Genomic DNA, 23,484 nt, shown 5'->3' with positions numbered 1-23,484 from the left:
TCCGCCGCTCGTTCCACAAACGTCATCTCGAAAGAATCAGTCTGCTTCCCGCGCTCGACTTGCATGTATTAGGCACGCCGCCAGCGTTCGTCCTGAGCCAAGATCAAACTCTCCAAAAAAGTTATGAATTCTAATAAGTAAGCACTTATTAGATAAGTTTATCTTAGCAATTTAAATGAAAAACGAGGTACGTTTTTCTTGACATACTGGTCGTTCTGTTCAGTTTTCAAAGAGCATTTTATAGTTCGTTGCTTTTTTTGAAGCAACTCTTATATTGTAACACCCTTGAACTAGGATGTCAATATGCTTTTTATTTCTTTTTTGTTCGCATTAACTTCTCGTTAACAGCGACTTAATCATATTAACATGTTCGCTATCTAAAAGTCAATGTTTTTTTAAAGAAGATTTTGTTGCGTTTTCTGTTCAACTTCTTATTTTAGCGACAAGTAAGACTTTACCACGGATAAAATATAAAGTCAATAGTTTTTTTGGTTTTTATACCACTATTTTTCAAGTTAATGATTATACCTAGGAAATAATCTAGAAATGAATATATACAAAGATATTGTTCATAGAACCATTATATATCGTACATATCACTATGATCTCAAGGTAGTTTAGATACTGCTTTATCTAAAAAATAATTAATTGGTCTTATTTATAATAAGGAGTTTTGTCATACCAAAGTTATTTAATATATCCTATAGCGCATTATGTGTTACTGACATTTCCATCAGATTTCCTTTCACTTTCTTCTATATATAGTGTGGAACTTTAATCAGTAGGGAATTTTTTCGTCCTCACTGGTTGTCGGTTAAACGAATCAGTCGTTTACTATCTGTTGTTCTCCTCAACTTTTTGAAGCAGGAATCTTTCATCCAATAACCTGAAATAGATAAACTGATGAGTTGGTAATTACATAAACAAGATGCATCTTTTGCTTTATCATTATATATTGCAATTTCTTTTACTATCCATTTCATTTACTTTATTAAATGTAAATTTGTTTACATACTAGCAAATGCATTGTACGATATAAAGTGAAACTTAATCAGAGGGGATTTTTATTCGTCCTCCACTGTTTTACCAAATTGTATGCTCAAAAGTCCATTGAACGAATTCGGTGCTTACTGGCTGCCGATTTCCACTTTTCACTCTTGGTTCGTTCTTAATTTTTTTAAGTAAGGAGCTTACAGCCAGTTAACCTGCGCTAAATTGAATTGTTCGTTTTAAAAGGAAAAATGCATTCTATTTTATAAGGAGGATTTTCATGCCCCGCTTAGTTTATTCAAGCAAAATTAATAAAATACGATCCTTTGCACTCATATTAATTTTTACAGGTATTCTATTTATGTATATAGGACTTCTGTTTAAAAATACGGAATGGCTAATGATTATATTTTTTATCCTTGGAGTTATAAGTGTAGTATTTAGTGTTGTCGTTTATCTTTGGATTGGAATGTTATCTCTGAGGGCTGTACCAATTATTTGTCCGTCTTGTGAGAAACCAACGAAAATGCTCGGTCGTGTTGATGCTTGTATGCACTGTAAACAGACACTCACACTGGACAAGGATTTAGAAGGGCTAGAATTTGATGAGCGATTCAACAAAAAAAGTTATTTAAAAGAAGCTAAACAAAAAATTAAAAATGGTACAAGTAAAAATGAATAGCATAAATAAAAAAGGTTCTCTATTATATAGAGGCCCTTTTTATTTGCAACTTTTAGTTTGCAGCTACTTTTTCGGCTTTTTGACATTCTTTACAGATTCCATAAACTTCCATGCGGTGATCTGTTACATCATATCCTGTTACTTGTGCAGCTAATTTTTCCACTTCATCTAATGTAGGATAATTAAAATCCTCTATTTTCTCACATTTTTTACAGATAATGTGATAATGCTCCGATGTATTACAATCAAATCTGCTTGAGTCATCCCCGTAATTTAATTCACGCACAAGACCAACTTCTTTTAATACTCGTAAGTTATTATACACTGTTGCAACACTCATATTCGGAAATTTTTCCTCAAGTGCTTTGTAAATATCATCAGCTGTCGGGTGTGTCATTGTATTTAACAGATAATCAAGCACCGCATGACGTTGTGGTGTAATTCGTACACCAGCTTTTTTTAACGTCGCAATCGATTCTTGTAATTTTCCATCAGCCACCGTCATGCACCTCGCTTCCATTTATTTATTGTGTGTTTATCACTGACAGAATTTGTTATTATTTTATAATCCTTATAATTAGTTTACCCAAAAAACATAAGTCTTGTCAATAAATTAATATTAAATAATAATAATTATAAATTAATGCATCCCTATTAGTCATTATAATTGTTTTTTGGTTTTTATTTTGTTCCTATATGGATTATATAAAAAGAGCTGAAAATTCACAATATATAAATGATTTCCTGTATTTAGTTTTAATCGCCCATTACACTAAACTTTACTATTTAATATCCTCTATCTAAATCCATTTTATTTATAACATTTTTTCCCTTTGAACGATATGACGCAAGGTTTCTTTCAAAAATTGTAAGCGCGCGTGACACGTAATGTGGTGAAATCCCTGATAAATGTGGGGTAATCGTTATATTTTCCTCAATCCACATTGGGTGGTCTTCTGGTAATGGTTCTTCTTCAAAGACATCTAAAACTGCATGAGAAATTTCTCCATTTCGGACAGCTTCTAATAGAACCTCTGTTTGAACAACATCACCTCTTCCCATATTTAAGAAAATAGCATGGTTAGGCATGGAACGAAATGAATCTTCATTAAATAAGTATTTCGTTTCTCTTGTACTTGGTAAAACAGAAACGACAAAATCTGCTTGTGGCAATACATTATGTAACTGCTCAGTACCATGGTTTTCATCGAAATGTTCTACTTTTCTTCCGCTCCGTGAAACACCAATTGTTTTCATACGAAATGCCTTTGCTAGACGAGCAACTTCTTGTCCAATTGCTCCCGTTCCAGCAATCAACATCGTTTTTTGACTGATTTCATCCATTTTTATAGAACGATCCCATTGCTTTTCTGCTTGTCTTTCATATATAGTTTTTGCTTTGCGAACAACTTGTAATAGCATTGCTATAGTATATTCAGCCATTGGAATTTTATGAATACCTCTTGCATTTGTTATTAAAATATCTTGTTGAATAATTTCTTTAAATGGTAATTTTTCAATACCTGCTGATAATACCATCATCCATTTTAAATGCTTAGCATCCCGAACATCTTCAGCTGTAACGTCTTCCCCATAAGTAACAAGAATCTCAGCTTCTGAAAGAGAATTTTTTGCTTCTTTCATATCATTACAAAAGATAAAATTCTCTTCTGGAAATTCCTTCATTAGACGTTCTTGATGTTTCTTTGATATTTTCGCTGAAAATAGTATCATTCTCCTCATCTCCTTATATAAAAAAACGTATTCAATTTATTTATATTGTAAACATTACGTAGGCAAATAGACAACTAAAGACATTTATTTGAAATAAAAAACAGCTCACATGGAGCTGTTTTTTTATTCTAAGTGCTCTTTTACATATTGTAGTGTATCTTCCACATGGCCTTTTACACGAACTTTTCGATATTCTTTTTGCAAAACACCATCTTTATCGATTATAAATGTAGAACGTTCGATTCCATAGTATTCTCTACCGAAATTCTTTTTTAATTTCCAAACGCCATATAATTCTGCTATCTCATGATCTTCATCGGCTAATAAGATAAATGGTAAGTCATGTTTTGCAATAAATTTTTGATGGCGTTCTATAGGATCTGGACTAACACCAATAATAGCAGTATCTGTTGCAGTAAAATCTTTATGAAAATCACGAAAGCCACATGCCTGATTCGTACAACCTGGTGTCATATCTTTTGGATAAAAATAGAGAATAACATTTTTTCCTTTAAAATCAGATAATGTAACTTCCTCACCTTTTTGATTTTGAAGTGTAAAATCTGGTACTTGTTTTCCTACTTCTAGTGTCATCAATCATACCTCCTAATATTATTCCTATCGTTATCTTATATCCAAGAAGAATAATAATCCAATTAAATGCGATTATTTTAAATCCTTGGCACAAATAAAAGTTATCTAAAAGTCCAAAAGAAACAAATTACATGTTGTAAGCGTTTTCATTTATAGTTGTGCAATCTGCCCTAATAAAAATGTTTCATAATCTTTCATATTAAAGGGGTTTCAAGTCTGTGCCCATCAATTCAAATAAAAAAACATACAAAATATAGTATTATTTTTGGTCAGTTTAACAATGGTAATTCATTAGTCAAACCATAAAATATATATAAAGTGACTATTTAGAATTAACTAATAATATCAGAGTGATAATTATTAAGGAGAGGATTATTCGTGTTATTTCTAAACAAAAATGAAATAAAAACAGCAGTAACAATGGAGGAGGTGATTGATGCAATCGATTATTCCTACAAAATCTATGAAACAAAGCAATACCAGATGCCCTTCAGAACTCAAATAATGGAAGGTGAAAATACCTTTTTATTAATGCCGTGTTATACGAACGAGTCAATTGCAACAAAATTAGTGACTGTATTTCCTAATAATATTAAAGAACCTACGTTGAATGGATTAATGATTTTAAATTGTAATAAAACTGGACGAATAACAGCATTATTAGACGGAACTTATTTAACAGGTTTTCGGACTGGTGCTGTCGGAGGATCTGCAATCCGACATTTATCTAATGAAAATGCTAAAAGTATTGCCATCATTGGAGCAGGTAGCCAAGGTTTGTATCAAGCAATCGCTGCTTGTGCTGTTAGACCAATAACAGATATTTATGTTTATAATCGAACCAAAGAAAAAGTCCCTTCATTTATTAAAGCACTGTCAAAATGGACTGACACAAATATCCACATCCACAATTGCAGTTCAGTAGAAAATGCAATTAAAAATGCAGAAATCATCATAACTTCCACCACTTCCTCTAAACCTGTACTTCCTGAAAAGTCATCATACTATAAAAATAAATTAATCATAGGTGTTGGTTCATTCCAACCTACCATGCGTGAATTTCCGAAAGCATTATATGACACTGCAGATCAAATAATAGTTGATACAGAACATGCAATAGATGAATCAGGCGATATTACCGTACCACTAAAACAACGTTGGGTTAATGAACATTCTATCCAAACGATGAGTTCGCTTATTACAAATAAAACAAAAGAAATTTCACCTCGACAGGATAAGAGCATCGTATTCAAAACAGTTGGCATGGCATTATTCGATACAGTAGTAGCTAACTTAATTTATCATAATGCAAAGGAAAAAGGAATTGGTTTACATTTAGTAACTTAAAGTCAATTATTTTAAATTCAAAAGACTACTAAATAAGGAGTTGATGACATGCGTTCAAAATGGACTGACCCTGGAATATTTTTAGTAGGTGTACTCATTTTAATTGCAGCTGGGGTGTTAGCTTGGTGGCCAAAAGACATTTATTTTTTAGGTATTTCATTAGCTGGTTGGTTAATGTTCCTAAGTTACTTTGCCTGGTTCCTTATATCTGTTGTTTATGTCATTTGGATTGAAAAAATTGAACAAAAAAAGAATGATCTTGAAGATAACTCCAATAAGAAAGGAGTGAATTAATCGTGCAATGGATGGAGACCTTTATTTTAGGTATTTATTTTATCGGTATGATTCTAATTGGTATTTACTTTGCTAAAAGAGCCCATTCTTCTCAAAGTGATTATTGGACAGCTGGTAAGAGTATTAATACATTTGTTGGTTCCTTTGCATTATTTGCGGCTCTTGCTAGCTCTAGTTCCTTAATTGGTGCCGTTGGATCTGGTGTGGCATTAGGTGTCCCTTTTCTATTTGCATATGGATTTGGAGCTGTAGCAATTCTCCCCTTTACAATGTTTTTAGTATCGGGTCAATTAAGGCGTTCTGGAGTAAGTACACTTCCAGGGTTCTTCAAACAAAGATATGGAAAATCTGTTCAATTAATATCTGTATTTATCGTTGTAATAGGTATGACCTTTTACATGGTTCCTCAATTAACTGCATCGGGTTTAATAGGTTCCTATGTCTTAGGACTTGATTACAAAACAACAGTCATCATCCTTGGATTAGGATTTACATTTTACGCTGCCCTTGGGGGGATGTGGGCTATTACTTATACAGATTTGTTTCAAGGAGCAATTATTCTAATAGGAATGGCTATACTTTCTGGGACTATCCTAACAAAACATGATGGTTTTACTAATTTATTATCCGAGGCTTTGACAGTAAATCCAACTTTTGGTGATATTACACAACCTTGGATGTCTTATTTTGGCCTATTTTTAGCATTTTTATGGTTTGGAATTGTCTCTCCTTCAGCAGTGATGAGAAACTTTGCATCGCGTGATGCTAAAACAGCACGCCGCTCAGCAATGTGGGCAGGACTTTTGTATTTATTAGTGTTTGTATTTGGTTTTATTATTGCTTCAGGTGGTGCGACTCTTGACATTGTTGGTTCATTAGATAATAAAGATATGATATTCATTTCTGTTATTGAACATTATCTACCATCTATTTTAGGTGGAGTCATGTTAGCTGGATTACTTGCAGCAATTATGTCTTCTACAGATGCAATGCTCTTAGCTATCTCCGCGGGTGTCGCTCATGATATATATAAAGAGTATATTAATAAAAACGCAACTGATAAAACTGTTACTAAATTAGGCTTTATCGTGATGATATTAGCAAGTATTATTGGCATTGTATTTGCAATTAACCCACCAAACTTAATTGCAATTATGGTTGGTTGGGTTGGAGGCGGTCTCTTGTCAGCATTTGGTTTCCCACTCGTTCTTGGGATTTGGTGGAAAAGAGCGAATACCGCTGGGGCACTAGCTGGAATGCTTGGTGGTTCTGTAACCTTTCTGATTTTGGTAATTACAAAACCATTTGCCTTAGTTGCTGAACCAATAATCGCTGCACCTATTTCATTATTATTAGTAATAATTGTTAGCCTAATGACAGAGCCACCACCAATTGTTATTCAAAAGCAAGTAGATAAATATCATAATATTAAATTAGATGGAAATGTAAAGACTGGGGTTAAATAATTATGAGAAAAAAGATTACAATTCTGGGAAATCCTCCTTGTAAAACGGATGATAACCTCTATAAATATATTCATAAATCAATTCCAGTTATTATGCGAATAAAAAAAGGAATTGATATATCATTACTAAAAAGATATACAAATAAAATACAGTTAATTTACCATCCTATTTGGCTTGTTAAACTATTAATCATAGCAGATAGAAAGCCACTTCCACCAAAAAAGTCAAATACAAATATCTTTATAGATGCGATTTCAGGGTATCGCGGTTTACTAAATAATATTCCTCTTACAACTACTGAAATTAATAAGTCCACTAAATGTATTGACCCTTTTATAAATGAAGAAAATAACCTAGAAAAATATATTCAAGATGTACAAAACTCACAAATTAATCGCTCTTATATGCTTAAAAAACCAAAATATAAAACGATAGAATATTTTCTAACACACCTGCCATTATGGAAGGTAGAAATAAATGGTTCAAAAATCCAAAGAGACATTTTTTTAAATGCGAATACAGGTGAATCAGAACAATACATGGCAAGTCAATGGAATTCAAAAAAATGGCTTTTAAGTTCTAATTAAATAGAAACAAATATACCGAAATCCCATGAAAAGTTCATGGCATTTCGGTATATTAAAATAAAACTTCCACTTCCGATAAAAATAAATATGTCTATTATTTTAGATTACACATATATTTTTATAATGAAGGATAATAAAGTGAAACTTCAATCAGTGGGAGTTTTTTCTTCTCCCACTGATTGTTAGTTGAACGAATCGGGCTTTTACTGGCTGCTGATCCTCCTTTTATAATTCTTGAGTATCTCGAATTCTTGATGTGGAGGTCTTCCAGCCAGTTAATACGCGATAAACAATACTTAATATAAAGCCCACACAAAGTTACTAGTTTCCACTTTTACATATACATGATAAAATGATGATACAGAATGGAGGAGTTAAACTCATGAAAAAAGCTAAGTTTTGGGTTATTTTACTTTTAGCATTCATGCTTTTTCCGATTACTGCACATGCCGATTTAATCGCTGGAGAGGAAATTGTCACATTAGGAGAAGATTTATCCGCAACTGACAAAGAGAAGATGTTGAATGAATTTGGTGTATCGGAAAATGAGACAGAAATTGTATATGTTACAAATGAAGAAGAACATAAATATTTAGGTGAATTTATTCCGGCAAGTCAAATTGGTTCAAATGCAATTTCATCTGCGAAAATAACAATAGGAAATAAAGGCGATGGAATTGTTGTTGAAACGAAAAATATTAACTATATTACAGATGATATGTATGTCAATGCTTTAGCAACTGCTGGAATTGAAGATGCAAAAATTCAAATTTCCTCACCATTCCAAGTATCTGGTACAGGTGCATTAACTGGGATTATTAAAGCGTATGAAGTACAAAGTGGTGAAAAAATTGATGAGGACCAAAAATTAGTAGCTAATGAAGAAATGGTACTTACATCTGACCTTGTTAAAGATGGGGTTAATGAAGATGATGCTACAGAGTTTTTCCGAAAAGTAAAAGAACGTGTTTCTAAAGAGAATCCACAAACAGATGAAGATATTCGAACAATTATTCAGGAAGTTGCCAAGGATTTCGGCATCACCTTGGATGATCAACTGTTGGACAAGTTAGTTAATTTATTTAAGAAAATTAAAGACTTAAATATCGACTGGGATAAAGTGAATGACACCTTAAAATCCGCAAAAGATAAATGGGATGATTTCGTATCAAGTGAAGAAGGAAAAGGTATCATTGATGCTATCATTAACTTCTTTAAAGCTATTTGGGATTGGTTTCTATCCATTTTTTCCAAATAATCTATAGTAAAAAACCAGCACACATCTTGTAAAAAATGGTGCTGGTTTTCTTATTTGTGAACTATTGTTTTTGTTTCATGATTATCTAAGTTTTGTACTTGATATAAATCATAATAACTACCTTGTTTCTCCATCAATTGTTCATGTGAGCCAACTTCCACTATTTCACCATTTTCAATCACAACAATTCGGTCCGCATGAGTAATCGTTGCAAGACGGTGAGCGACAATAAAGGTTGTTCGATTAGAAGCCAATTTTTCCATTGCTTCCTGAATCGTATGCTCACTCTCTAAATCAAGTGCAGATGTTGCTTCATCAAATATGAGTATAGGTGGATTTTTTAGAAACACTCGGGCAATTGCTACACGTTGTCTTTGTCCCCCAGAGAGTTTGACACCTCTTTCTCCCACTAATGTATCATAGCCATAAGAGAGTTCCATAATAAAGTCATGCGCATTCGCGGCCTTCGCTGCTTGTATTACTTCTTCATCCGTTGCATGCGGATTTCCCATTCGAATATTTGTTGCGATGGATTCACTAAATAATATATTATCTTGTAACACCATACCAATCTGATCTCTTAGTGAACGAGCCTTTACTTGACGAATATCCACGCCGTCTACTTTAATTTCCCCATTTGTTACATCATAAAATCGCGGAATTAAACTAATTAATGTTGACTTTCCTCCACCACTCATACCAACTAAAGCAATTGTTTCACCCGCATCTACTTGGAGGTTAATTCCTTTTAATACCTCTTGTTCCTCTTCTTCATAGCGGAAGTGAACATCTTCAAAATTAATTTTCCCTTTTACATTTGTTAAGGGTTTGGCATTTGGTTTATCAACAATATCATATGGTTCATTTAATAATTCATATACCCGATCAATAGAAGCGATTGCTTGTGTTAAGACTGTAGATGAATTGATCAAACGACGTAAAGGACTATATACACGATCCATAAATCCAACAAAAGCCACCATTGTTCCTAATGTCATACTTCCACCTATTACCTGATAACCTGCATAGGCAATCACAAGTAATGGGGCCAAATCTGTAATCGTATTAGTTACAGCAAATGTTCTAGCATTCCAATTGATTTGATTCATCGATTTTTCCCAAAAATGGTTATTTCTTTTCGCAAATTGTTCTTGTTCATAATCTTCTAAAGCAAAACTTCTTGTAATTGAAATCCCTTGCACTCTTTCATGTAAATGCCCTTGGACTTCTGCTACTGCTTGTGATCTTTCTCTTGTCGATTGTCTTAATTTCGAGAAAAAGTACTTCACAGCAAATCCATATAAAGGAAATAATATAATAGCTACAATAGTCAAGCTGACATCCATCTGTAACATAATGATTATGGCAATTCCAATTGTAATTAAATCTAACCAGACATTCATTAATCCAGTTACGACAAAACTCTTCGTCTGTTCGACATCATTTATGACCCGGGAAATTATTTCGCCAGTTTTTGTCTTGGAATAATATTTTAGGCTTAATCGTTGAATATGATCAAATAGTTTATCCCTTATGTCGAACAATATTCTGTTACCTACCCATTGGGCTAAATATTGTCGTATATATTCAATAGGTGGTCTCAAAAAAAGGAAAATAATAAATGCGCCACCCATTACCCAAAATAGCTTTGTTACTTTATCAGTATCACTTAATGTATTTGCCCCAATAATATCATCAATAACATATTTTAAAATCAATGGTAATAGAAGTGGAATTGCAAATTTAATAATTCCAATTATGATTGTCCAGAATATTCTCCATTTATATGGTTTAACAAAATGCAAATATTGTTTTACACTGTTCATGCATATCTGTCCCTCATTCATTTTTATAATTTATCTTTAAAAACTTAAAAAGCCTTGCTACAAGGTAACAAGGTTTACTTTATTCATTATAGCATGAAACATATAATGTGTTGATTTCTTTGTCTTTCTTTCACGGTATCAAAAGCGATATGTCAAAAATTGTTCATACCAATAATCAATAAATCCCGGTGCAAATGGGCCTTTTTGTTGATGAATTTGCTGTTTTAATAAATTTACATGATGGTATAAAATTTCATCTAAGCCATGTGGATATTGCATTTCTTTTTTATGTAGTTCATATTCATCCTCATCAAGAAGTTTTATCGTTCTATCCGGGAAAACTTTCACATCTAGATCATAGTCTATATACTTTAAAGCTCCGTATTCATATAGGCATGGTGAACTTATATTACAATAATAATGAATACCACTGGGACGAATCATTCCAATAATATTGTACCAATGTTTTGTAGAAAAATAGCAGATTGCTGGTTCTCTTGTCCTCCACGTTTTGCCATCACTTTCCGTAACAAGCGTTTTATCGTTAGCTCCAATCAATGTTGTTTTTGTTGAATTAAGCACCAAAGTCTTTTCCCAAACTCGGTGTAAGCTTCCATTATGTTTGTAACTACGAATTTCTAATGGAGTACCATTTTGTGGAGCAACCATAAAATCTTCCTTTCATAACCTTTCTTATATATTAACTATAATAGCGAAAAAAACGTATACCAATCAAGTGTTTTTCATGAAAAAAGGGCTTCCTTGTGGATAGAAAGCCCTTTTTATTTTCAATTTGGGGGAGACTCTATGTTATTTTTTGTTTTGCTCGGACTTTTGGTTCTTCTGTTTTACAGATTGTGCATCTGTTTCAGAAGCAAATTCAGTCCCATACTGTCCTTGTGCTGCCTTTTGATTTTGTTGTTTCACCTTTTGTACGTTCGTTCCAGCTTTTGACTTCTTGTTGTTTGCCATCCTTATCACCTCCACATCTTATAATTTGTCCAGATTATAAAATGTTATCCATTATTTTTCAGATTAAGAAATGATAAGGTTTTTCATTTATCTATTTAACAATAAAGCTTGCATCTTACATCATATATATTTCATCATCTTTTGGTGGGGAACTGGAAATGGATATTGTTCAAGATCTTGTTTAGAAACTAATTTTAATTGTTTATTTTTTTGGAATTTCTCACCACTGATTATAGATGCTTGATAAATATCAATTTCCCAAATTAAATGGGAAAAAACATGGCGTAAATTCCCTTGTTTCTGCTGTAATTGAATAGGTATACCATGTTCTCGATATACATAGCTTTCCAAATGGGTGAATCCTACTTCTTTTATTGGGACCATTGGAAATTGCCATAGATTAGCTAATAAACCATTATCAGCTCTTTTCTCAATGACAATTCTCCCTTGTTCATCTTGAATTAATAGGGCTACATATGAAACTCGTTTTTGTTTCTTTGCCTTTGATTTAATTGGCAGTTTTTCTTCGGCACCTAAAGCAAATGCCTGGCAATGCTCATTTACTGGACAAAGGGAGCATTGTGGCTTTTTTGGTGTACAAACTAAGGCACCCAATTCCATCAACCCTTGGTTAAATGAGGAGGGATCTTCCTTTGAAATCACCTCTCCAACCACTTTTTCAAATAATTTCTTTGTTTTCGCTTGAGCAATATCTTCTTCTATATGTAAGACTCGTGAAAAGACACGCATCACATTTCCATCAACAGCTGGAACTGGTTGATCAAATGCAATCGACAAAATAGCCCCTTTCGTATATGGACCAATCCCTTTTAATTTCCCTAAATGTTTTTCATCACTTGGAACCTGTCCATCATATTTTGCTACGACTTCTTTCACTGCTGTATGTAAATTTCGCGCCCGGGAATAATAACCTAGACCTTCCCATGCTTTTAGGACTTCTTGTTCTTCTGCTTGGGCTAACTTTTGTGGAGTCGGATATTTTTCTGTAAAATGATAAAAATACGGAATCACGGTATCTACTTTCGTTTGCTGCAACATGATTTCTGAAATCCAGACTTTATATGGATCCTGGCTCTTTCGCCAAGGGAGATCACGTTTATTTTCCTGATACCACTGAATTAAATCATGCTGAAACCTAGAAATGTCGAAATCTTGTAAGAGTTTATCTATCATTGTTCCTCATCCTTTATGATACAATAAAACTAGTGGGAAATAACTAATATTTTTACAAAGAATCATTGTAACACATTATTTCAATCCATTCACCATTACAATAATTTTTCTAGGGGGAATTTTCATACATGGATACAGGCACCCATATTGTCATGGGCGTTGCACTCGGAGGCTTAGCAACATTAGACCCTGCCGTACAACAAGATCCACTCCTTTTTCAGGCAATATTCGCAGGCACTGTAATTGGTTCCCATGCACCGGATTTTGATACTGTTTTAAAATTACGAGATAATGCGACATACATTCGCCACCATCGTGGAATATCTCATTCCATCCCTGCAGTTATTTTTTGGGGAGTTCTCGTATCTTCTATTATCCATTTACTTGTCCCAGAAGTTTCCTTTCTCCATCTATGGCTTTGGACATTTTTAGCGGTGATGATACATGTTTTCGTCGATTTATTTAATGCCTATGGAACTCAAGCAATGCGGCCCTTCTCTAATAAATGGATTGCTTTTGGGTTTATTAACACCTTTGATCCATATATTTTTGGTTTGCATATCATCGGAATCGTCGCATGGATTCTTGGTGCAAATCCCGGCTATACATGGTTTGTTATTTACGGCATATTATTTCTTTACTATATCAAGCGTTATATGGATAAACGAGAAATTGTTCAGAAAATCAAACAGTTCATTCCCAATACAGAACAAATTGCAACCTCACCAACAATTAAGCATAATGAATGGCGAGTAGCAGTAACAGCAACAGATATGTTTTATGTAGGAAAGGTTATAGACGGGCATATTGAGATTATTGATGAATTTAAACGTATTCCATTACCAGATACACCGCTTCTTAATCTGGCAAAAACAGATAAAAATATCTCAGCATTTTTATCCTTTTCACCTGTCTACCGTTGGGAAGTAAATGAAACAGACGAACATACGGAAGTACGATTCATTGACTTACGTTATCGTTCAAAAGACTATTATCCATTTGTAGCTGTTGTGCAAATAAACAGTAATATGGAAATCATCAATTCCTATACAGGATGGATTTTCTCTGAACACAAATTAAAGAGAAAACTCTATGTCGGTGATTCGCCTCTTTAATTATTTTATTATAAAAAGCAGCAGGAGTTCCTGCTGCTTGTCTATTTTCCCTCTATTTTATCTCCTAAAACAGAAATGGGAATTGCTTCTTGTTTTTCATACACTTCATCTAATAAGTTTATTCGTTTTCCCCATGCGAAGACACCATCAATATAATCAATAATAAAGCGATGTCCAGGATCACCATTCATTTCATACATTTCACCTGACTTAAAATCTTCCGGGTTAAGCATATATGCTAAAGCAACTTGCATTTTTCGCTCAATAATTTGAAATTCACTTACATTTCCTTGTTGTTCTGCTTTCATAAGTTGTTCTTTTAATTTTCCTACCATTTCACGTAGTTGTTCGATTGAGTAATCACTATATCTAAAATTTGTTTGATGCATGTATGATTCTCCTTTCTCCTTTTCATTTTACATTTTCCCTACCACATAGGACAATAGAAATGAATTATCTTACATGTTTTTAATATAAAGGAAGTGTTAATATGCCTACAGTAGCAATAACAGGAGCAGGCAGTGGACTTGGACGGGCATTAGCGTTAGAATATGCGAATCATGGATATACCGTTTTTTTAATGGGAAGAGATGGAGAAAAACTCTATACCGTAAAACATGAAATTATGGAAAATAATGGCTTTGCTGAAATTGTTCTTTGTGATGTTAGTCAATTTGCCTCAATCAGTATCGCCTTTCAGCAAATCGGAGAACTAGATGTCTTTATTAATAATGCTGGAATTGGAATTTTCGGTCCTGTAGAAAAATATACAAATGAAGAAATTGAAAAAACATTAGATACAAATGTAAAAGGAACGATTCAAACGGTGCAATATGCTCTACCAATCATTCGTGAAAATAAAGGGAGAATATTAACGATTATTTCTACTGCTGGTTTACGTGGAAAAGTAAATGAATCTATTTATTGTGCAAGTAAATTTGCTGTAAGAGGATTTACGGAAAGTTTACAAAAGGAATGGAAAGATGAACCAATCTCCATTACAGCTGTTTATATGGGGGGTATGAATACACCTTTTTGGGATCATTCCACACATGTAAAGGATGCTTCTCACTTAAAAGATCCAACTGACGTAGCGAAACAAATTTATACAGAAGATGACGGACGTCATGCCATATTTATTGACAGATAAAATGCTTGCCAGCCATGTATTTCGATTCTGCGTGATTCCATGCATGCGGGAGCGCGCCGCGTGACCATTTTTTCGTTTTCCATTCTTTTCGGGCACGCGGGAGTGCGCCGCGTGCCCAAATTTTCAATTCCCATTCTTTCCGGGCATACGGCTGCGCGCCGCGTTACCAAAATTTCAATTCCCATTCATTCCGGGCATGCGGGAGCGCGCCGCGTGACACAAACTTCAATTCCCATTCATTCCATGCATGCGGGAACCTGCCGCGTGACCAAATTTTCGATTTTCATCCTTTTCGGGAACGCGGGAACCTGCCGCGTGACCACTTTTTCATTTTCCATCCTTTTCGGGAACGCGGGAGCCTGCCGCGTGACCAAATTTTCGATTTTCATCCTTTTCGGGAACGCGGGAACATACCAAGACCCATAAAACAGGATTGTTATTCACTCTTCTATTTTATACTCATCAATAAACCTTTGGATTCCCTCAAAGGAAAAACCCTTTCGATATAATCCTTCTTTCACTTTATTTTTCAACATAAAACCGTCGTGCTTTTTAGCATATTTTCTCCAAAGTTTTTCTCCTTGAAATACAAGTGCTTCCCATTCTACTACGGCATCTTGTTCTCCACTAATATCCTCCATCACTTCCTGAATAATGTCATTTGAGAAACCTTTCCGAATGAGCCCAGCTTTCACTCGATTCAGCTCCATTTTAAAAGAGCGCTTATTCGATGTCTTTATTTTTTTTTCTGCCCATTTTTTCGCATTTTCTAATTGTAATTCCCACGGATATTCAGAAAGTGATTGTTGGGCAACATTTTCAGTAACACCTTTTTGAATTAATTCATTTTTTAATAAGAGCGGTCCTTTATTACTTGTCTTCATTTTTGTTCGAATATAACTATCTCCAAATGCTTGATCATCTATAAATCCTTCTGTTTTTAATTTATCTAAAACAGGTGCAAGATGTTCAGGTTCTACTTCTTTTTTGATTAAATATTCATAGATTTCTTGTTTCGTACGCATTCGATAACTTAAAAATCGAAGTGCCTTTTGGTAAGATTTATGAATATCGTCTTGTTTTTGTAGATTTTTAATCATCAACTCATCTAGCTCTACCCCTTTATATAGACGATGTGAAACAAGCAAATCTTCATCCACACTAAAGCCGTATGTCTCTTTCGATTGATTGTCCTTTTTCAAAAAAATATTATAACGTGATTGATTTTTTTTCTGTACAGTAATTCGTGAAATAATTGACATAGGAATTCCCCCTTATTTTATCTTATCCTTACTGTAAAATAACGCAACATCTATTATAATAAGGTTAAATAATTTCTTGAATTGCAAACAAATAGTTTTATGGCTTCTTAAAAAATATTTCTTATTCGGATGACTTTTCCAAACTACCTCCAATCCATATGTCATCAACCTAGCAGGTGAAAGGAGCCAGCTCGTCTTAGAAGGGCAATATGTAATACCAAAGAAAGCAATCGATAATGGGTATCAATTTATGTATCCCACTTTAGAGGATGCATTGCGATAGTTATATTTGAAATAAACCAGCCCTTTTGGAAGACTCTTTTCCCGTAAATTTTGCTTTTCAAACCTTTAAAATTTGTCATAAATATTTTTATAAAAGGATTTATTTTTCTGGAAGAACATAGTAAAATAAAAGTAGAGGAGATGTTTTAAGCATTTTGTTTCAAAAAAATTATATAACAACGAAAGAATTACTTTACAGACGACTGTTCATTTGTTTGTAAAAAGGGAAGGCAAATGGTGCGCCACCAATTTTCATTGGTTCTAGTAGGTTCGATTCCTACCCCGAATTTTTGTTTGAAGTTTAATAAAAATTCGCGGTGTGGGGTTACCATTGTTCCTTACGTTTAGCATGTAAACCCACCCGCAAAAAAATAAGGGAGGGTTTTTTAATGCTAAAAAAACGTGATCTTCATGAAGTACCAGTATTATTTGAATTAATGTCACATCCTGAAGTTTTTCCTTATGTGCGACACAAAGCTGAGACATCAGATGAGTTTTATTTTATTACGAAGCAAACGATAGAAGCTGAAGAACGAGGGGAATTAATATCGAGGACCATATTGGATGAACAGTACCAGCCGATCGGTACCATTAATCTATTCGATATTGTGGATGATTACGGTTTTCTAGCTACCTGGATCGGCAAACCCTATTTTGGTAAAGGTTATAATAGCCTTGCGAAAACACAGTTTTTTAATGAATTATTTACAGAAACGCATATTGAAAAGATTTTATTAAAAATCCGAAGCACAAATACACGTTCTCAAAGAGCAGTACAGAAATTACCCTATGTAAAACATGCAAACCTGCTTTTTCCAAAACAATATACAGAAATCAATCTTGGCGAATATCATTATAATTTATTTGTTATTACAAAAGATGATTACATGTCTTACCAACAAATTGCCCAAACTGCTACTTCTCCATTAACAGCTACTTAAAGGAGATTTCCATTTCTGAACAGTTATTTAGAAATTTTTATAGAAAAACAGAGTTAGTGTGAACAGGACACAATCTTTGTTTTTTATTTTCGATTATACACTCTATCCACCAGTAAGAATAACTTGGAATAACCTTGCGCATAGGTCGTTGTGAAGAAATAATTAATTATAGAATGAAATTAAATTAACAAACAGGAATCATTCGCCCGTTATCTTAACGTGTGATACAGTAGTGACTTAAAGGGGGAAATATCAATGGGCTGGATGTATGTATTATTTGCGGCAATTATTGAAGTAATATGGGTGCTTGGTTTACGCTTTTCTGTAAATGCATTGGAATGGACTGGTACCATTATAGCAATTATTCTTAGTTTTTATTTCATTATTAAGGCTTGTGAAGTCCTTCCATCTGGTACGGTTTATGCCGTGTTTACTGGTTCTGGTGCAGCAGTCATTGTGGTAATTGATATGATTTTCTTTCAGGGTAATTTCTCAATCTTTCAACTATTATTTATCAGCCTGATTATTTTTGGAGTCATTGGAATTAAACTTACATCAGATGAACCAAGTGAAAATAATCAAGATACGGTAGCGGGAGGTAGATAAGTATGTACTGGATTTATCTTGTCATAGCAAGTTTTGGGGAGATTTTTGGTGTCGCAAGCATTAATCTCTATTTAAAGAAAAAAACAGGCTATCGATTACTCCTTATAGTACTTACCTTTAGCTTTGGATTTTTATTTTTACGACTTGCAATGAAAGGAATTCCACTTGGAACGGCATACGCTGTGTGGACTGGTTTAGGTGCTGCAGGAGCTGTCATTATGGGGATTCTTTTTTTCAAAGAATCTGCTGATTGGAAGCGAATAGCTTTTCTATTTTGTATTATTATTGGCGCTGTTGGCTTAAAAATAATCGAGTAACAGGATGGTTCATCTTTTTTGGATCATCCTTTTTATATAGACTATTTTCTTATTGTATTCATTAGACATCTGTTATACAATGTATATAACAGTTATTACATATTTTCAAAGGATGATGTAGATGTTTATTAAATTATCCATGGAATCAAAGGAGCCGCTTTATAGCCAATTAGTAAATCAAATTATAGAAGGAATTGCACAAAAAGAGCTTCATCCAGGAGAAAACCTCCCATCTGTCCGTTCTCTTGCTCAAGATTTAGGGATAAATCTTCATACTGTAAATAAAGCATATAAACAACTAGAACAAAATGGCTTTATCCTCATTCAACGACAAAAGGGAGCATTCATTCATCCTGATGGAATCCCAAAAGCAAACAAGGCATATCAAGAAAAATTAACAGCTTCCCTTCGTCCTATTATTGCTGAATCAATTTGCCGCGGGATGGATGAAGTATCTTTCACCAAAAAATGCCAGGAAATTTTTTCATCATTTCAAAAGAAAGGAGAATCTTCCAAATGAAATTAACCTTAATAGTTTTATTATTTATATCTTTACTTCCTGTCTTTATATCTGTTATTTGTATCCCTTTTTGGACCAGAAAGACGGAGAGTTTTGGGGTTACCATACCTGAAGAAGTGTACAATCATCCTAATATTAAAAATTTACGTAAAAATTATGTCCTTGTCTCCGGGTCATTTGCCTTCATTATCACATTGATTTTTGTCTATACCTCATATATCGGTGATGAACTTACTGCGGGGATTCTTTTTCCACTTCTAATTGTTATGTACATTGTTGGCAGTATGTTTATTTATATACCTTTTCACCAAAAAATGCGTGATTGGAAAGATAATCATCCGAAATGGCATGCAGACCCAAATGTTATAACAATAAATACTCGTTTCCGCCAACAAGGAATAACCTATTCGAATAAGTGGTTTATTTTACCTTTTATATTTACCCTTATAACAATAGTTATGACACTTATTGCTTATCCACATATACCGAATAAAATACCAATACAATATAATTTAACAGGTGAAGTTACAAAATGGGTAGATAAATCATATCGATCGGCTCTTTTGTTTCCGATTTTGCAATTTTATCTCGTGCTAATATTTTTATTTGTCAACACGGTGATCCGTAAAGCAAAGCAGCAAATAGATGCTAACAATCCAGATGAATCCTTACAACGTAATATTATTTTTAGAAGAAAATGGTCTCGTTTTATCATTGTAACTGGAACTGGATTTATTTTTCTTCTATCCCTTAGCCAAATGAATTTGTTTTTATCCATTTCCGAGCAGTTACTGATGGGATTAATCATTGCTTTTACCATCTTTTTATTAGGTTGGGCAATTATTCTATCATTTACAGTTGGGCAGGGTGGTAGCAGATTGAAAGGTAAAAATATCAAAACTGGACAAACAAGCAAAAACGTAATGAATCGTGATGATGATAAATATTGGAAATTGGGAATCTTTTACTTTAATAAAAATGACCCTGCAATTTTCCTTGAAAAAAGATTTGGTGTTGGTTGGACAAATAATTGGGCACACCCTGTTTCATGGTTGATTATCATCGGAATTCTTTTACTGGCGTTTGGCATCCCGTTTTTCCTTATGAAATAATCTTCAATCATAAAAGGGATGGAAAATCCATCCCTTTACACTTCTTTTTCCAATGTCAGTTTATTCATGAACACCCATGTAAATACATAAATAATCAATGCAATTCCTGTCATTTGAACAAAAAACATACTATCCATAGTCTGAAACAACTGCTTCATCGTGTTAGTAACCCAACCTGTCGTAAGTCCCACCATGAATAATAAAACAAGAACACCAGAAGCACTTCCACCTCCAAGGAGTCCATACTTATAAAAGAGAAGCCCAAAAACATACATGGTAATTGCCATAAAGAACATAATCCCAGTATCAATAATTACTCGGTTGATCCATGTGTCTGTTAATAACATTTCTCCTGGATGAACGAAAGAATAGGTTTGTAAATCCAGAAAATCAATCACTTTAGTAAATATTGTTTGAGCTATATTTACTAAAATTGCTTGACTTAAAGCAAAACCGAAAAGAAAAATGCCTACACTAAGAAATATATTTTTTCTTGTTGCACCAATTTTTATGGAGAAAGGTATCAATTTTTTTACAGCATTAAACCCAAAAATAATAAAGAAAATATATAATGCAAATGATAAGCTAAATATCATATTTATCTCTGAATTTTTGATTAAAGCAGAAATAATAATAGAACCGATTGTTGTACTTATCAAAATCGACCAGAAAATAATGAGTGTCGATCTAATATCTGTCGAATAAAAATACAATAGTCCCTTTATTTGTCTCCACATTCCTATGCCCCCCTCTGTTCTTCCGTTAAATGAATCATCAACTCTTGTATTGGAATTCCTTCGACTTGAAAATCATTCTTTCTTGCCTGTTTACGGTCCCCATATACATATGCAGTCATCATCCCAGCCAAACCTTTTTTCGAAATAATTTGCTTGTCATGAATAAAGCCCTCTACTGCTTCCCTTGTTCCAGTTATTGCATATGTTCGATCACGTAATTGATCTGTATCTTCCTTCATGAGTAATTTTCCATCCTGCATAATAAGTACTTCTTCAAATAATAAACTTACTTCATCAATTAAATGGGTTGAAAAAATAATCATCCGCTTCTCTTGTTCATATTGTTCTAATAAAATTTCATAAAATAATTTTCTTGCTGCAGCATCTAAACCAATATATGGTTCATCAAAAATCGTTATTGGTGCTTTACTTGCAAGTCCTACAATAATTCCCAATGCAGATTCCATTCCTTTTGACAGTGATTTGACTTTAGCATTTTGTTTCAAGTTATATAATGACACTAATTCTTCTGCTAATGTTTGATCCCATGTTGGATAAAAATAAGAATAAATACGTAAGATTTCTTTAATCTTCAAATCTCCTTTAAAATTATTTCCTTCCTTAATCAGACAAATTGATTCTGTTAATTTTTGATTATCAAATGGATTTTCCCCATTAATTAATATTTTCCCATTTGTTGGTAAAATATGACCTGATAAAATTTCCATAAATGTTGTTTTTCCTGCACCATTTCTTCCCAATAACCCATAAATCTTTGGTTCTTCTAATGAAAAAGAAATATTATTTAAAGCCTTCTTATCTTTATATACTTTTGTTAATTGTTTTACTTCAATTTTCATGTTATTGATTCTCTCCCTTCACCATATTGATAATCTCTTCTTCACTAATATTTAATTTCTTTGCTTCATCTTGTAAGGGTAATATGAAATGTTCATAAAACGATTGTTTTCTCTTTTCAATCAACATAACTCGTGCATTGTCGGTTACAAACATTCCAACACCCCTTCGTTTATATAGGATTTCTTCTGTTACAAGCTCATTAATACCTTTAGCTGCTGTAGCTGGATTTATTTTATAAAAGCTAGCAAATTCATTTGTTGAAGGAACCCTCTCTCCCGCTTGTAAGCGACCAGCTACAATGGAGTCTTCTAATTGCTCTTTTATTTGTATATAAATAGGTCTCGTGTCATCTAATGCATTTTTCATTTCATCACCTTGTTGTTTGGTTCATTACTTATGTAACTAACTATATAACCAACTTGAATTTTTGTCAATATTTTTTGATGAATTATTAGAAAATTCCCCTCTTGAGTCATTCGTCTAATACTTGCATCCGTTCCCTATCACTAAAAGTTCCTTGTGCACAAAAAAACGGGTCGGTTACTTTTCCCACAAACCCGTTTTAAACATTAATTTGTCTTTTCTTGTAATGCTTCTACTGGACTTTTTTCGATATCAATCATATATTCGCTTCCCTCTGTATATAAAATAATATTTCCATATACTGCTGTAGAGTAGATTGTGGTGTCTATTTTATTCAAATTCTGAATAACTTTTTTATGAGGATGACCGAAATCATTTCCTATATCATATGTTAGTATAGTAATTTGGGGATCGACTTCTTTTAAGAATGACATGGTACTACTTGTTTTCGAACCATGGTGAGCAACTTTTAAAATATCAGATTTTATATTATATTTCTTACGTATCCTTTTTTCTTGAAAACGATCGATATCACCCGTGAGCAATAATTCACTATCATCATATTTAATATGGAGGACAATGGAAGACTGATTGTTTGTTTTTATTTTTCCTGTTGTATTAAGTACTTTGATATCTAATAAAGGGTCTATAGATATTTTTTCCTTTTCTTTAGCGACCTGAACTGGAATCATTTGCTCACGAATTTGAGTTACATATTGAAAATAGGTTTTTGTTGCATGGAATTTCCCAGAATCTACTATGAATTTCACTGGAATCTTCTCCAATACATGTAGTAATCCGCCAATATGATCAATATCAGGATGTGTAGCAATAATTAAATCAATCTCTGTTACTCCTTGTTTTTGTAAATAGTGAATAACTGTTTTTCCAGCTTCTGGTGGCCCACCATCAATAAGAATTGTTTTTCGATTTGGTGTTTGAATAAAAATGCTATCCCCTTGACCAACATCAATAAAATGTACTTTTAAGGGGAACTTCTTCTGTTCAGCTTCTCCAATATGAATGGCGGAACCCATCCAAAGAATAAAACAACAGAAAAGAGAAAAATAAAATCGACGCATCATTTAACTTCCTTTTCAAATAAAGTAAAACTTCAATCAGTTGGGTTTCTTTCATCCTCCACTGATTATTAGCACCACAAGAGTATGATAATCAAGGCCCTTGAACGACTCGGGTATTTATTGGTTACCCATCCTCCACTTAGAATTCTTGGTTTCTCTTAAATTTTTGAAGTGAGGATCTTATAGCCGATT

Annotated in this window: 29 protein-coding genes and 1 rRNA gene; 15 read left to right on the top strand and 15 right to left on the bottom strand. The window is 33.4% G+C overall.

What is annotated here, in order from left to right; all coding sequences use genetic code 11:
* A 16S ribosomal RNA gene (locus tag FHP05_RS07120) occupies positions 1–119 on the bottom strand; the annotation flags it as partial.
* Positions 120–1,270: 1,151 nt separating this feature from the next.
* Between FHP05_RS07120 and FHP05_RS07115 the strand changes: the two genes are divergently transcribed.
* Positions 1,271–1,672 carry a DUF2614 family zinc ribbon-containing protein gene (locus tag FHP05_RS07115; RefSeq protein WP_147666549.1) on the top strand — a complete coding sequence of 134 codons (402 nt, stop codon included), beginning with the start codon at positions 1,271–1,273 and terminating at the stop codon, positions 1,670–1,672.
* Positions 1,673–1,724: 52 nt separating this feature from the next.
* Here FHP05_RS07115 and perR read toward each other — a convergent pair whose 3' ends face one another.
* The 3 genes from perR to bcp form a co-directional block, all read right to left on the bottom strand.
* Entirely contained in the window at positions 1,725–2,177 is a 453-nt protein-coding gene (gene perR / locus FHP05_RS07110; RefSeq protein ID WP_191126279.1) for a peroxide-responsive transcriptional repressor PerR, read from the bottom strand.
* Between the two features lie 281 nt (positions 2,178–2,458).
* Positions 2,459–3,406 (bottom strand): D-2-hydroxyacid dehydrogenase, encoded by a 948-nt coding sequence (locus FHP05_RS07105; protein WP_147666548.1) that lies wholly within the window; start codon positions 3,404–3,406, stop codon positions 2,459–2,461.
* A gap of 123 nt (positions 3,407–3,529) precedes the next feature.
* Positions 3,530–4,000 carry a thioredoxin-dependent thiol peroxidase gene (bcp, locus tag FHP05_RS07100; protein WP_147666547.1) on the bottom strand — a complete coding sequence of 157 codons (471 nt, stop codon included), beginning with the start codon at positions 3,998–4,000 and terminating at the stop codon, positions 3,530–3,532.
* A 378-nt stretch (positions 4,001–4,378) separates the two neighbouring features.
* Between bcp and FHP05_RS07095 the strand changes: the two genes are divergently transcribed.
* From FHP05_RS07095 to FHP05_RS07070, 5 genes are all read left to right on the top strand, one after another.
* Positions 4,379–5,347, top strand: coding sequence for an ornithine cyclodeaminase family protein (locus FHP05_RS07095; protein WP_147666546.1), 969 nt, complete (start codon positions 4,379–4,381; stop codon positions 5,345–5,347).
* Positions 5,348–5,395: 48 nt separating this feature from the next.
* Complete coding sequence (locus tag FHP05_RS07090; protein ID WP_147666545.1) at positions 5,396–5,641, top strand: hypothetical protein; 246 nt, start codon at positions 5,396–5,398, stop codon at positions 5,639–5,641.
* An 11-nt stretch (positions 5,642–5,652) separates the two neighbouring features.
* Positions 5,653–7,107 (top strand): sodium:solute symporter family protein, encoded by a 1,455-nt coding sequence (locus FHP05_RS07085; RefSeq protein ID WP_230973953.1) that lies wholly within the window; start codon positions 5,653–5,655, stop codon positions 7,105–7,107.
* A gap of 2 nt (positions 7,108–7,109) precedes the next feature.
* Positions 7,110–7,694, top strand: coding sequence for a hypothetical protein (locus FHP05_RS07080; protein ID WP_147666543.1), 585 nt, complete (start codon positions 7,110–7,112; stop codon positions 7,692–7,694).
* Positions 7,695–8,076: 382 nt separating this feature from the next.
* The gene (locus FHP05_RS07070; protein WP_147666541.1) at positions 8,077–8,952 is read left to right on the top strand and encodes a DUF1002 domain-containing protein; all 876 of its coding nucleotides are present in this window, start codon (positions 8,077–8,079) and stop codon (positions 8,950–8,952) included.
* A gap of 50 nt (positions 8,953–9,002) precedes the next feature.
* Here FHP05_RS07070 and FHP05_RS07065 read toward each other — a convergent pair whose 3' ends face one another.
* The 4 genes from FHP05_RS07065 to mutY all read right to left on the bottom strand — a co-directional run bounded on the left by FHP05_RS07065 (position 9,003) and on the right by mutY (position 12,944).
* Positions 9,003–10,778: an ABC transporter ATP-binding protein gene (locus FHP05_RS07065; RefSeq protein ID WP_147666540.1), complete on the bottom strand. Its 1,776-nt coding sequence runs from the start codon at positions 10,776–10,778 to the stop codon at positions 9,003–9,005.
* A 138-nt stretch (positions 10,779–10,916) separates the two neighbouring features.
* Positions 10,917–11,447: a DUF402 domain-containing protein gene (locus FHP05_RS07060; protein ID WP_147666539.1), complete on the bottom strand. Its 531-nt coding sequence runs from the start codon at positions 11,445–11,447 to the stop codon at positions 10,917–10,919.
* Between the two features lie 141 nt (positions 11,448–11,588).
* A complete protein-coding gene (locus FHP05_RS07055; protein WP_147666538.1) occupies positions 11,589–11,750 on the bottom strand; it encodes a gamma-type small acid-soluble spore protein in 162 nt (53 codons plus the stop codon).
* Between the two features lie 120 nt (positions 11,751–11,870).
* The gene (gene mutY, locus FHP05_RS07050) at positions 11,871–12,944 is read right to left on the bottom strand and encodes an A/G-specific adenine glycosylase (protein ID WP_147666537.1); all 1,074 of its coding nucleotides are present in this window, start codon (positions 12,942–12,944) and stop codon (positions 11,871–11,873) included.
* Positions 12,945–13,072: 128 nt separating this feature from the next.
* Here mutY and FHP05_RS07045 point away from each other — a divergent pair, with 128 nt between their 5' ends.
* Complete coding sequence (locus FHP05_RS07045) at positions 13,073–14,059, top strand: metal-dependent hydrolase (protein WP_147666536.1); 987 nt, start codon at positions 13,073–13,075, stop codon at positions 14,057–14,059.
* A gap of 41 nt (positions 14,060–14,100) precedes the next feature.
* Here the strand turns inward: FHP05_RS07045 and FHP05_RS07040 are convergent, their stop codons facing one another.
* Positions 14,101–14,448 carry a YfhH family protein gene (locus tag FHP05_RS07040; RefSeq protein WP_147666535.1) on the bottom strand — a complete coding sequence of 116 codons (348 nt, stop codon included), beginning with the start codon at positions 14,446–14,448 and terminating at the stop codon, positions 14,101–14,103.
* A 101-nt stretch (positions 14,449–14,549) separates the two neighbouring features.
* Between FHP05_RS07040 and FHP05_RS07035 the strand changes: the two genes are divergently transcribed.
* A complete protein-coding gene (locus FHP05_RS07035) occupies positions 14,550–15,209 on the top strand; it encodes an SDR family NAD(P)-dependent oxidoreductase (RefSeq protein WP_147666534.1) in 660 nt (219 codons plus the stop codon).
* Here FHP05_RS07035 and FHP05_RS07030 read toward each other — a convergent pair.
* Positions 15,185–15,394, bottom strand: coding sequence for a hypothetical protein (locus FHP05_RS07030; RefSeq protein ID WP_147666533.1), 210 nt, complete (start codon positions 15,392–15,394; stop codon positions 15,185–15,187). The two genes, FHP05_RS07035 and FHP05_RS07030, sit on opposite strands and share 25 nt — an antisense overlap.
* Before the next feature lie 28 nt (positions 15,395–15,422).
* Here FHP05_RS07030 and FHP05_RS07025 point away from each other — a divergent pair, with 28 nt between their 5' ends.
* Positions 15,423–15,635 (top strand): hypothetical protein, encoded by a 213-nt coding sequence (locus FHP05_RS07025; RefSeq protein WP_147666532.1) that lies wholly within the window; start codon positions 15,423–15,425, stop codon positions 15,633–15,635.
* A 14-nt stretch (positions 15,636–15,649) separates the two neighbouring features.
* Here the strand turns inward: FHP05_RS07025 and recX are convergent, their stop codons facing one another.
* Positions 15,650–16,471 carry a recombination regulator RecX gene (gene recX, locus FHP05_RS07020; RefSeq protein ID WP_147666531.1) on the bottom strand — a complete coding sequence of 274 codons (822 nt, stop codon included), beginning with the start codon at positions 16,469–16,471 and terminating at the stop codon, positions 15,650–15,652.
* Between the two features lie 163 nt (positions 16,472–16,634).
* Between recX and FHP05_RS15650 the strand changes: the two genes are divergently transcribed.
* The 6 genes from FHP05_RS15650 (at position 16,635) to FHP05_RS06990 (ending at position 20,249) form a co-directional block, all read left to right on the top strand.
* Positions 16,635–16,754, top strand: coding sequence for a DUF1731 domain-containing protein (locus FHP05_RS15650; RefSeq protein WP_147666563.1), 120 nt, complete (start codon positions 16,635–16,637; stop codon positions 16,752–16,754).
* A gap of 388 nt (positions 16,755–17,142) precedes the next feature.
* The gene (locus FHP05_RS07010; RefSeq protein ID WP_147666530.1) at positions 17,143–17,694 is read left to right on the top strand and encodes a GNAT family N-acetyltransferase; all 552 of its coding nucleotides are present in this window, start codon (positions 17,143–17,145) and stop codon (positions 17,692–17,694) included.
* Positions 17,695–17,949: 255 nt separating this feature from the next.
* A complete protein-coding gene (locus FHP05_RS07005) occupies positions 17,950–18,300 on the top strand; it encodes a DMT family transporter (protein WP_147666529.1) in 351 nt (116 codons plus the stop codon).
* A 2-nt stretch (positions 18,301–18,302) separates the two neighbouring features.
* Positions 18,303–18,617 carry a DMT family transporter gene (locus tag FHP05_RS07000; protein ID WP_147666528.1) on the top strand — a complete coding sequence of 105 codons (315 nt, stop codon included), beginning with the start codon at positions 18,303–18,305 and terminating at the stop codon, positions 18,615–18,617.
* Between the two features lie 121 nt (positions 18,618–18,738).
* A complete protein-coding gene (locus FHP05_RS06995) occupies positions 18,739–19,137 on the top strand; it encodes a GntR family transcriptional regulator (RefSeq protein ID WP_147666527.1) in 399 nt (132 codons plus the stop codon).
* Entirely contained in the window at positions 19,134–20,249 is a 1,116-nt protein-coding gene (locus FHP05_RS06990) for a DUF1648 domain-containing protein (protein WP_147666526.1), read from the top strand. Before FHP05_RS06995 ends, FHP05_RS06990 begins: the two co-directional genes overlap by 4 nt.
* 35 nt (positions 20,250–20,284) lie before the next feature.
* Here FHP05_RS06990 and FHP05_RS06985 read toward each other — a convergent pair whose 3' ends face one another.
* From FHP05_RS06985 to FHP05_RS06970, 4 genes are all read right to left on the bottom strand, one after another.
* Positions 20,285–20,986, bottom strand: a complete 702-nt coding sequence (locus FHP05_RS06985) for a hypothetical protein (RefSeq protein WP_147666525.1) — start codon at positions 20,984–20,986, stop codon at positions 20,285–20,287.
* Between the two features lie 2 nt (positions 20,987–20,988).
* Positions 20,989–21,846, bottom strand: coding sequence for an ABC transporter ATP-binding protein (locus tag FHP05_RS06980; protein WP_147666524.1), 858 nt, complete (start codon positions 21,844–21,846; stop codon positions 20,989–20,991).
* Between the two features lies 1 nt (position 21,847).
* Positions 21,848–22,213, bottom strand: a complete 366-nt coding sequence (locus tag FHP05_RS06975) for a GntR family transcriptional regulator (protein ID WP_147666523.1) — start codon at positions 22,211–22,213, stop codon at positions 21,848–21,850.
* Positions 22,214–22,416: 203 nt separating this feature from the next.
* Positions 22,417–23,292, bottom strand: a complete 876-nt coding sequence (locus FHP05_RS06970) for a ComEC/Rec2 family competence protein (RefSeq protein WP_230973950.1) — start codon at positions 23,290–23,292, stop codon at positions 22,417–22,419.
* Positions 23,293–23,484: the final 192 nt, after the last annotated feature.

The sequence above is a fragment of the Cerasibacillus terrae genome (assembly GCF_008039555.1).
GTDB lineage: Bacteria > Bacillota > Bacilli > Bacillales > Amphibacillaceae > Cerasibacillus > Cerasibacillus terrae.
The sequence above is the reverse complement of the archived record's forward strand: the minus strand, read 5'-3'. Positions and strand labels throughout refer to the sequence as shown.

Bases quoted from the DNA above. Each gene is read 5' to 3' on its own strand.
- FHP05_RS07080 (WP_147666543.1), top strand. From the start codon at position 7,110: ATGAGAAAAAAGATTACAATTCTGGGAAATCCTCCTTGTAAAACGGAT.
- FHP05_RS07105 (WP_147666548.1), bottom strand. From the start codon at position 3,406: ATGATACTATTTTCAGCGAAAATATCAAAGAAACATCAAGAACGTCTA.
- FHP05_RS07090 (WP_147666545.1), top strand. From the start codon at position 5,396: ATGCGTTCAAAATGGACTGACCCTGGAATATTTTTAGTAGGTGTACTC.
- FHP05_RS07115 (WP_147666549.1), top strand. From the start codon at position 1,271: ATGCCCCGCTTAGTTTATTCAAGCAAAATTAATAAAATACGATCCTTT.
- FHP05_RS06980 (WP_147666524.1), bottom strand. From the start codon at position 21,846: ATGAAAATTGAAGTAAAACAATTAACAAAAGTATATAAAGATAAGAAG.
- FHP05_RS07030 (WP_147666533.1), bottom strand. From the start codon at position 15,394: ATGGGAATTGAAATTTTGGTAACGCGGCGCGCAGCCGTATGCCCGGAA.
- FHP05_RS07085 (WP_230973953.1), top strand. From the start codon at position 5,653: ATGGAGACCTTTATTTTAGGTATTTATTTTATCGGTATGATTCTAATT.
- FHP05_RS06970 (WP_230973950.1), bottom strand. From the start codon at position 23,292: ATGCGTCGATTTTATTTTTCTCTTTTCTGTTGTTTTATTCTTTGGATG.
- mutY (WP_147666537.1), bottom strand. From the start codon at position 12,944: ATGATAGATAAACTCTTACAAGATTTCGACATTTCTAGGTTTCAGCAT.
- FHP05_RS06995 (WP_147666527.1), top strand. From the start codon at position 18,739: ATGTTTATTAAATTATCCATGGAATCAAAGGAGCCGCTTTATAGCCAA.
- FHP05_RS07000 (WP_147666528.1), top strand. From the start codon at position 18,303: ATGTACTGGATTTATCTTGTCATAGCAAGTTTTGGGGAGATTTTTGGT.
- FHP05_RS07035 (WP_147666534.1), top strand. From the start codon at position 14,550: ATGCCTACAGTAGCAATAACAGGAGCAGGCAGTGGACTTGGACGGGCA.
- FHP05_RS07045 (WP_147666536.1), top strand. From the start codon at position 13,073: ATGGATACAGGCACCCATATTGTCATGGGCGTTGCACTCGGAGGCTTA.
- FHP05_RS07005 (WP_147666529.1), top strand. From the start codon at position 17,950: ATGGGCTGGATGTATGTATTATTTGCGGCAATTATTGAAGTAATATGG.
- perR (WP_191126279.1), bottom strand. From the start codon at position 2,177: ATGACGGTGGCTGATGGAAAATTACAAGAATCGATTGCGACGTTAAAA.
- FHP05_RS07065 (WP_147666540.1), bottom strand. From the start codon at position 10,778: ATGAACAGTGTAAAACAATATTTGCATTTTGTTAAACCATATAAATGG.
- recX (WP_147666531.1), bottom strand. From the start codon at position 16,471: ATGTCAATTATTTCACGAATTACTGTACAGAAAAAAAATCAATCACGT.
- FHP05_RS07040 (WP_147666535.1), bottom strand. From the start codon at position 14,448: ATGCATCAAACAAATTTTAGATATAGTGATTACTCAATCGAACAACTA.
- FHP05_RS07010 (WP_147666530.1), top strand. From the start codon at position 17,143: ATGCTAAAAAAACGTGATCTTCATGAAGTACCAGTATTATTTGAATTA.
- bcp (WP_147666547.1), bottom strand. From the start codon at position 4,000: ATGACACTAGAAGTAGGAAAACAAGTACCAGATTTTACACTTCAAAAT.
- FHP05_RS07055 (WP_147666538.1), bottom strand. From the start codon at position 11,750: ATGGCAAACAACAAGAAGTCAAAAGCTGGAACGAACGTACAAAAGGTG.
- FHP05_RS07070 (WP_147666541.1), top strand. From the start codon at position 8,077: ATGAAAAAAGCTAAGTTTTGGGTTATTTTACTTTTAGCATTCATGCTT.
- FHP05_RS07060 (WP_147666539.1), bottom strand. From the start codon at position 11,447: ATGGTTGCTCCACAAAATGGTACTCCATTAGAAATTCGTAGTTACAAA.
- FHP05_RS06975 (WP_147666523.1), bottom strand. From the start codon at position 22,213: ATGAAAAATGCATTAGATGACACGAGACCTATTTATATACAAATAAAA.
- FHP05_RS06985 (WP_147666525.1), bottom strand. From the start codon at position 20,986: ATGTGGAGACAAATAAAGGGACTATTGTATTTTTATTCGACAGATATT.
- FHP05_RS06990 (WP_147666526.1), top strand. From the start codon at position 19,134: ATGAAATTAACCTTAATAGTTTTATTATTTATATCTTTACTTCCTGTC.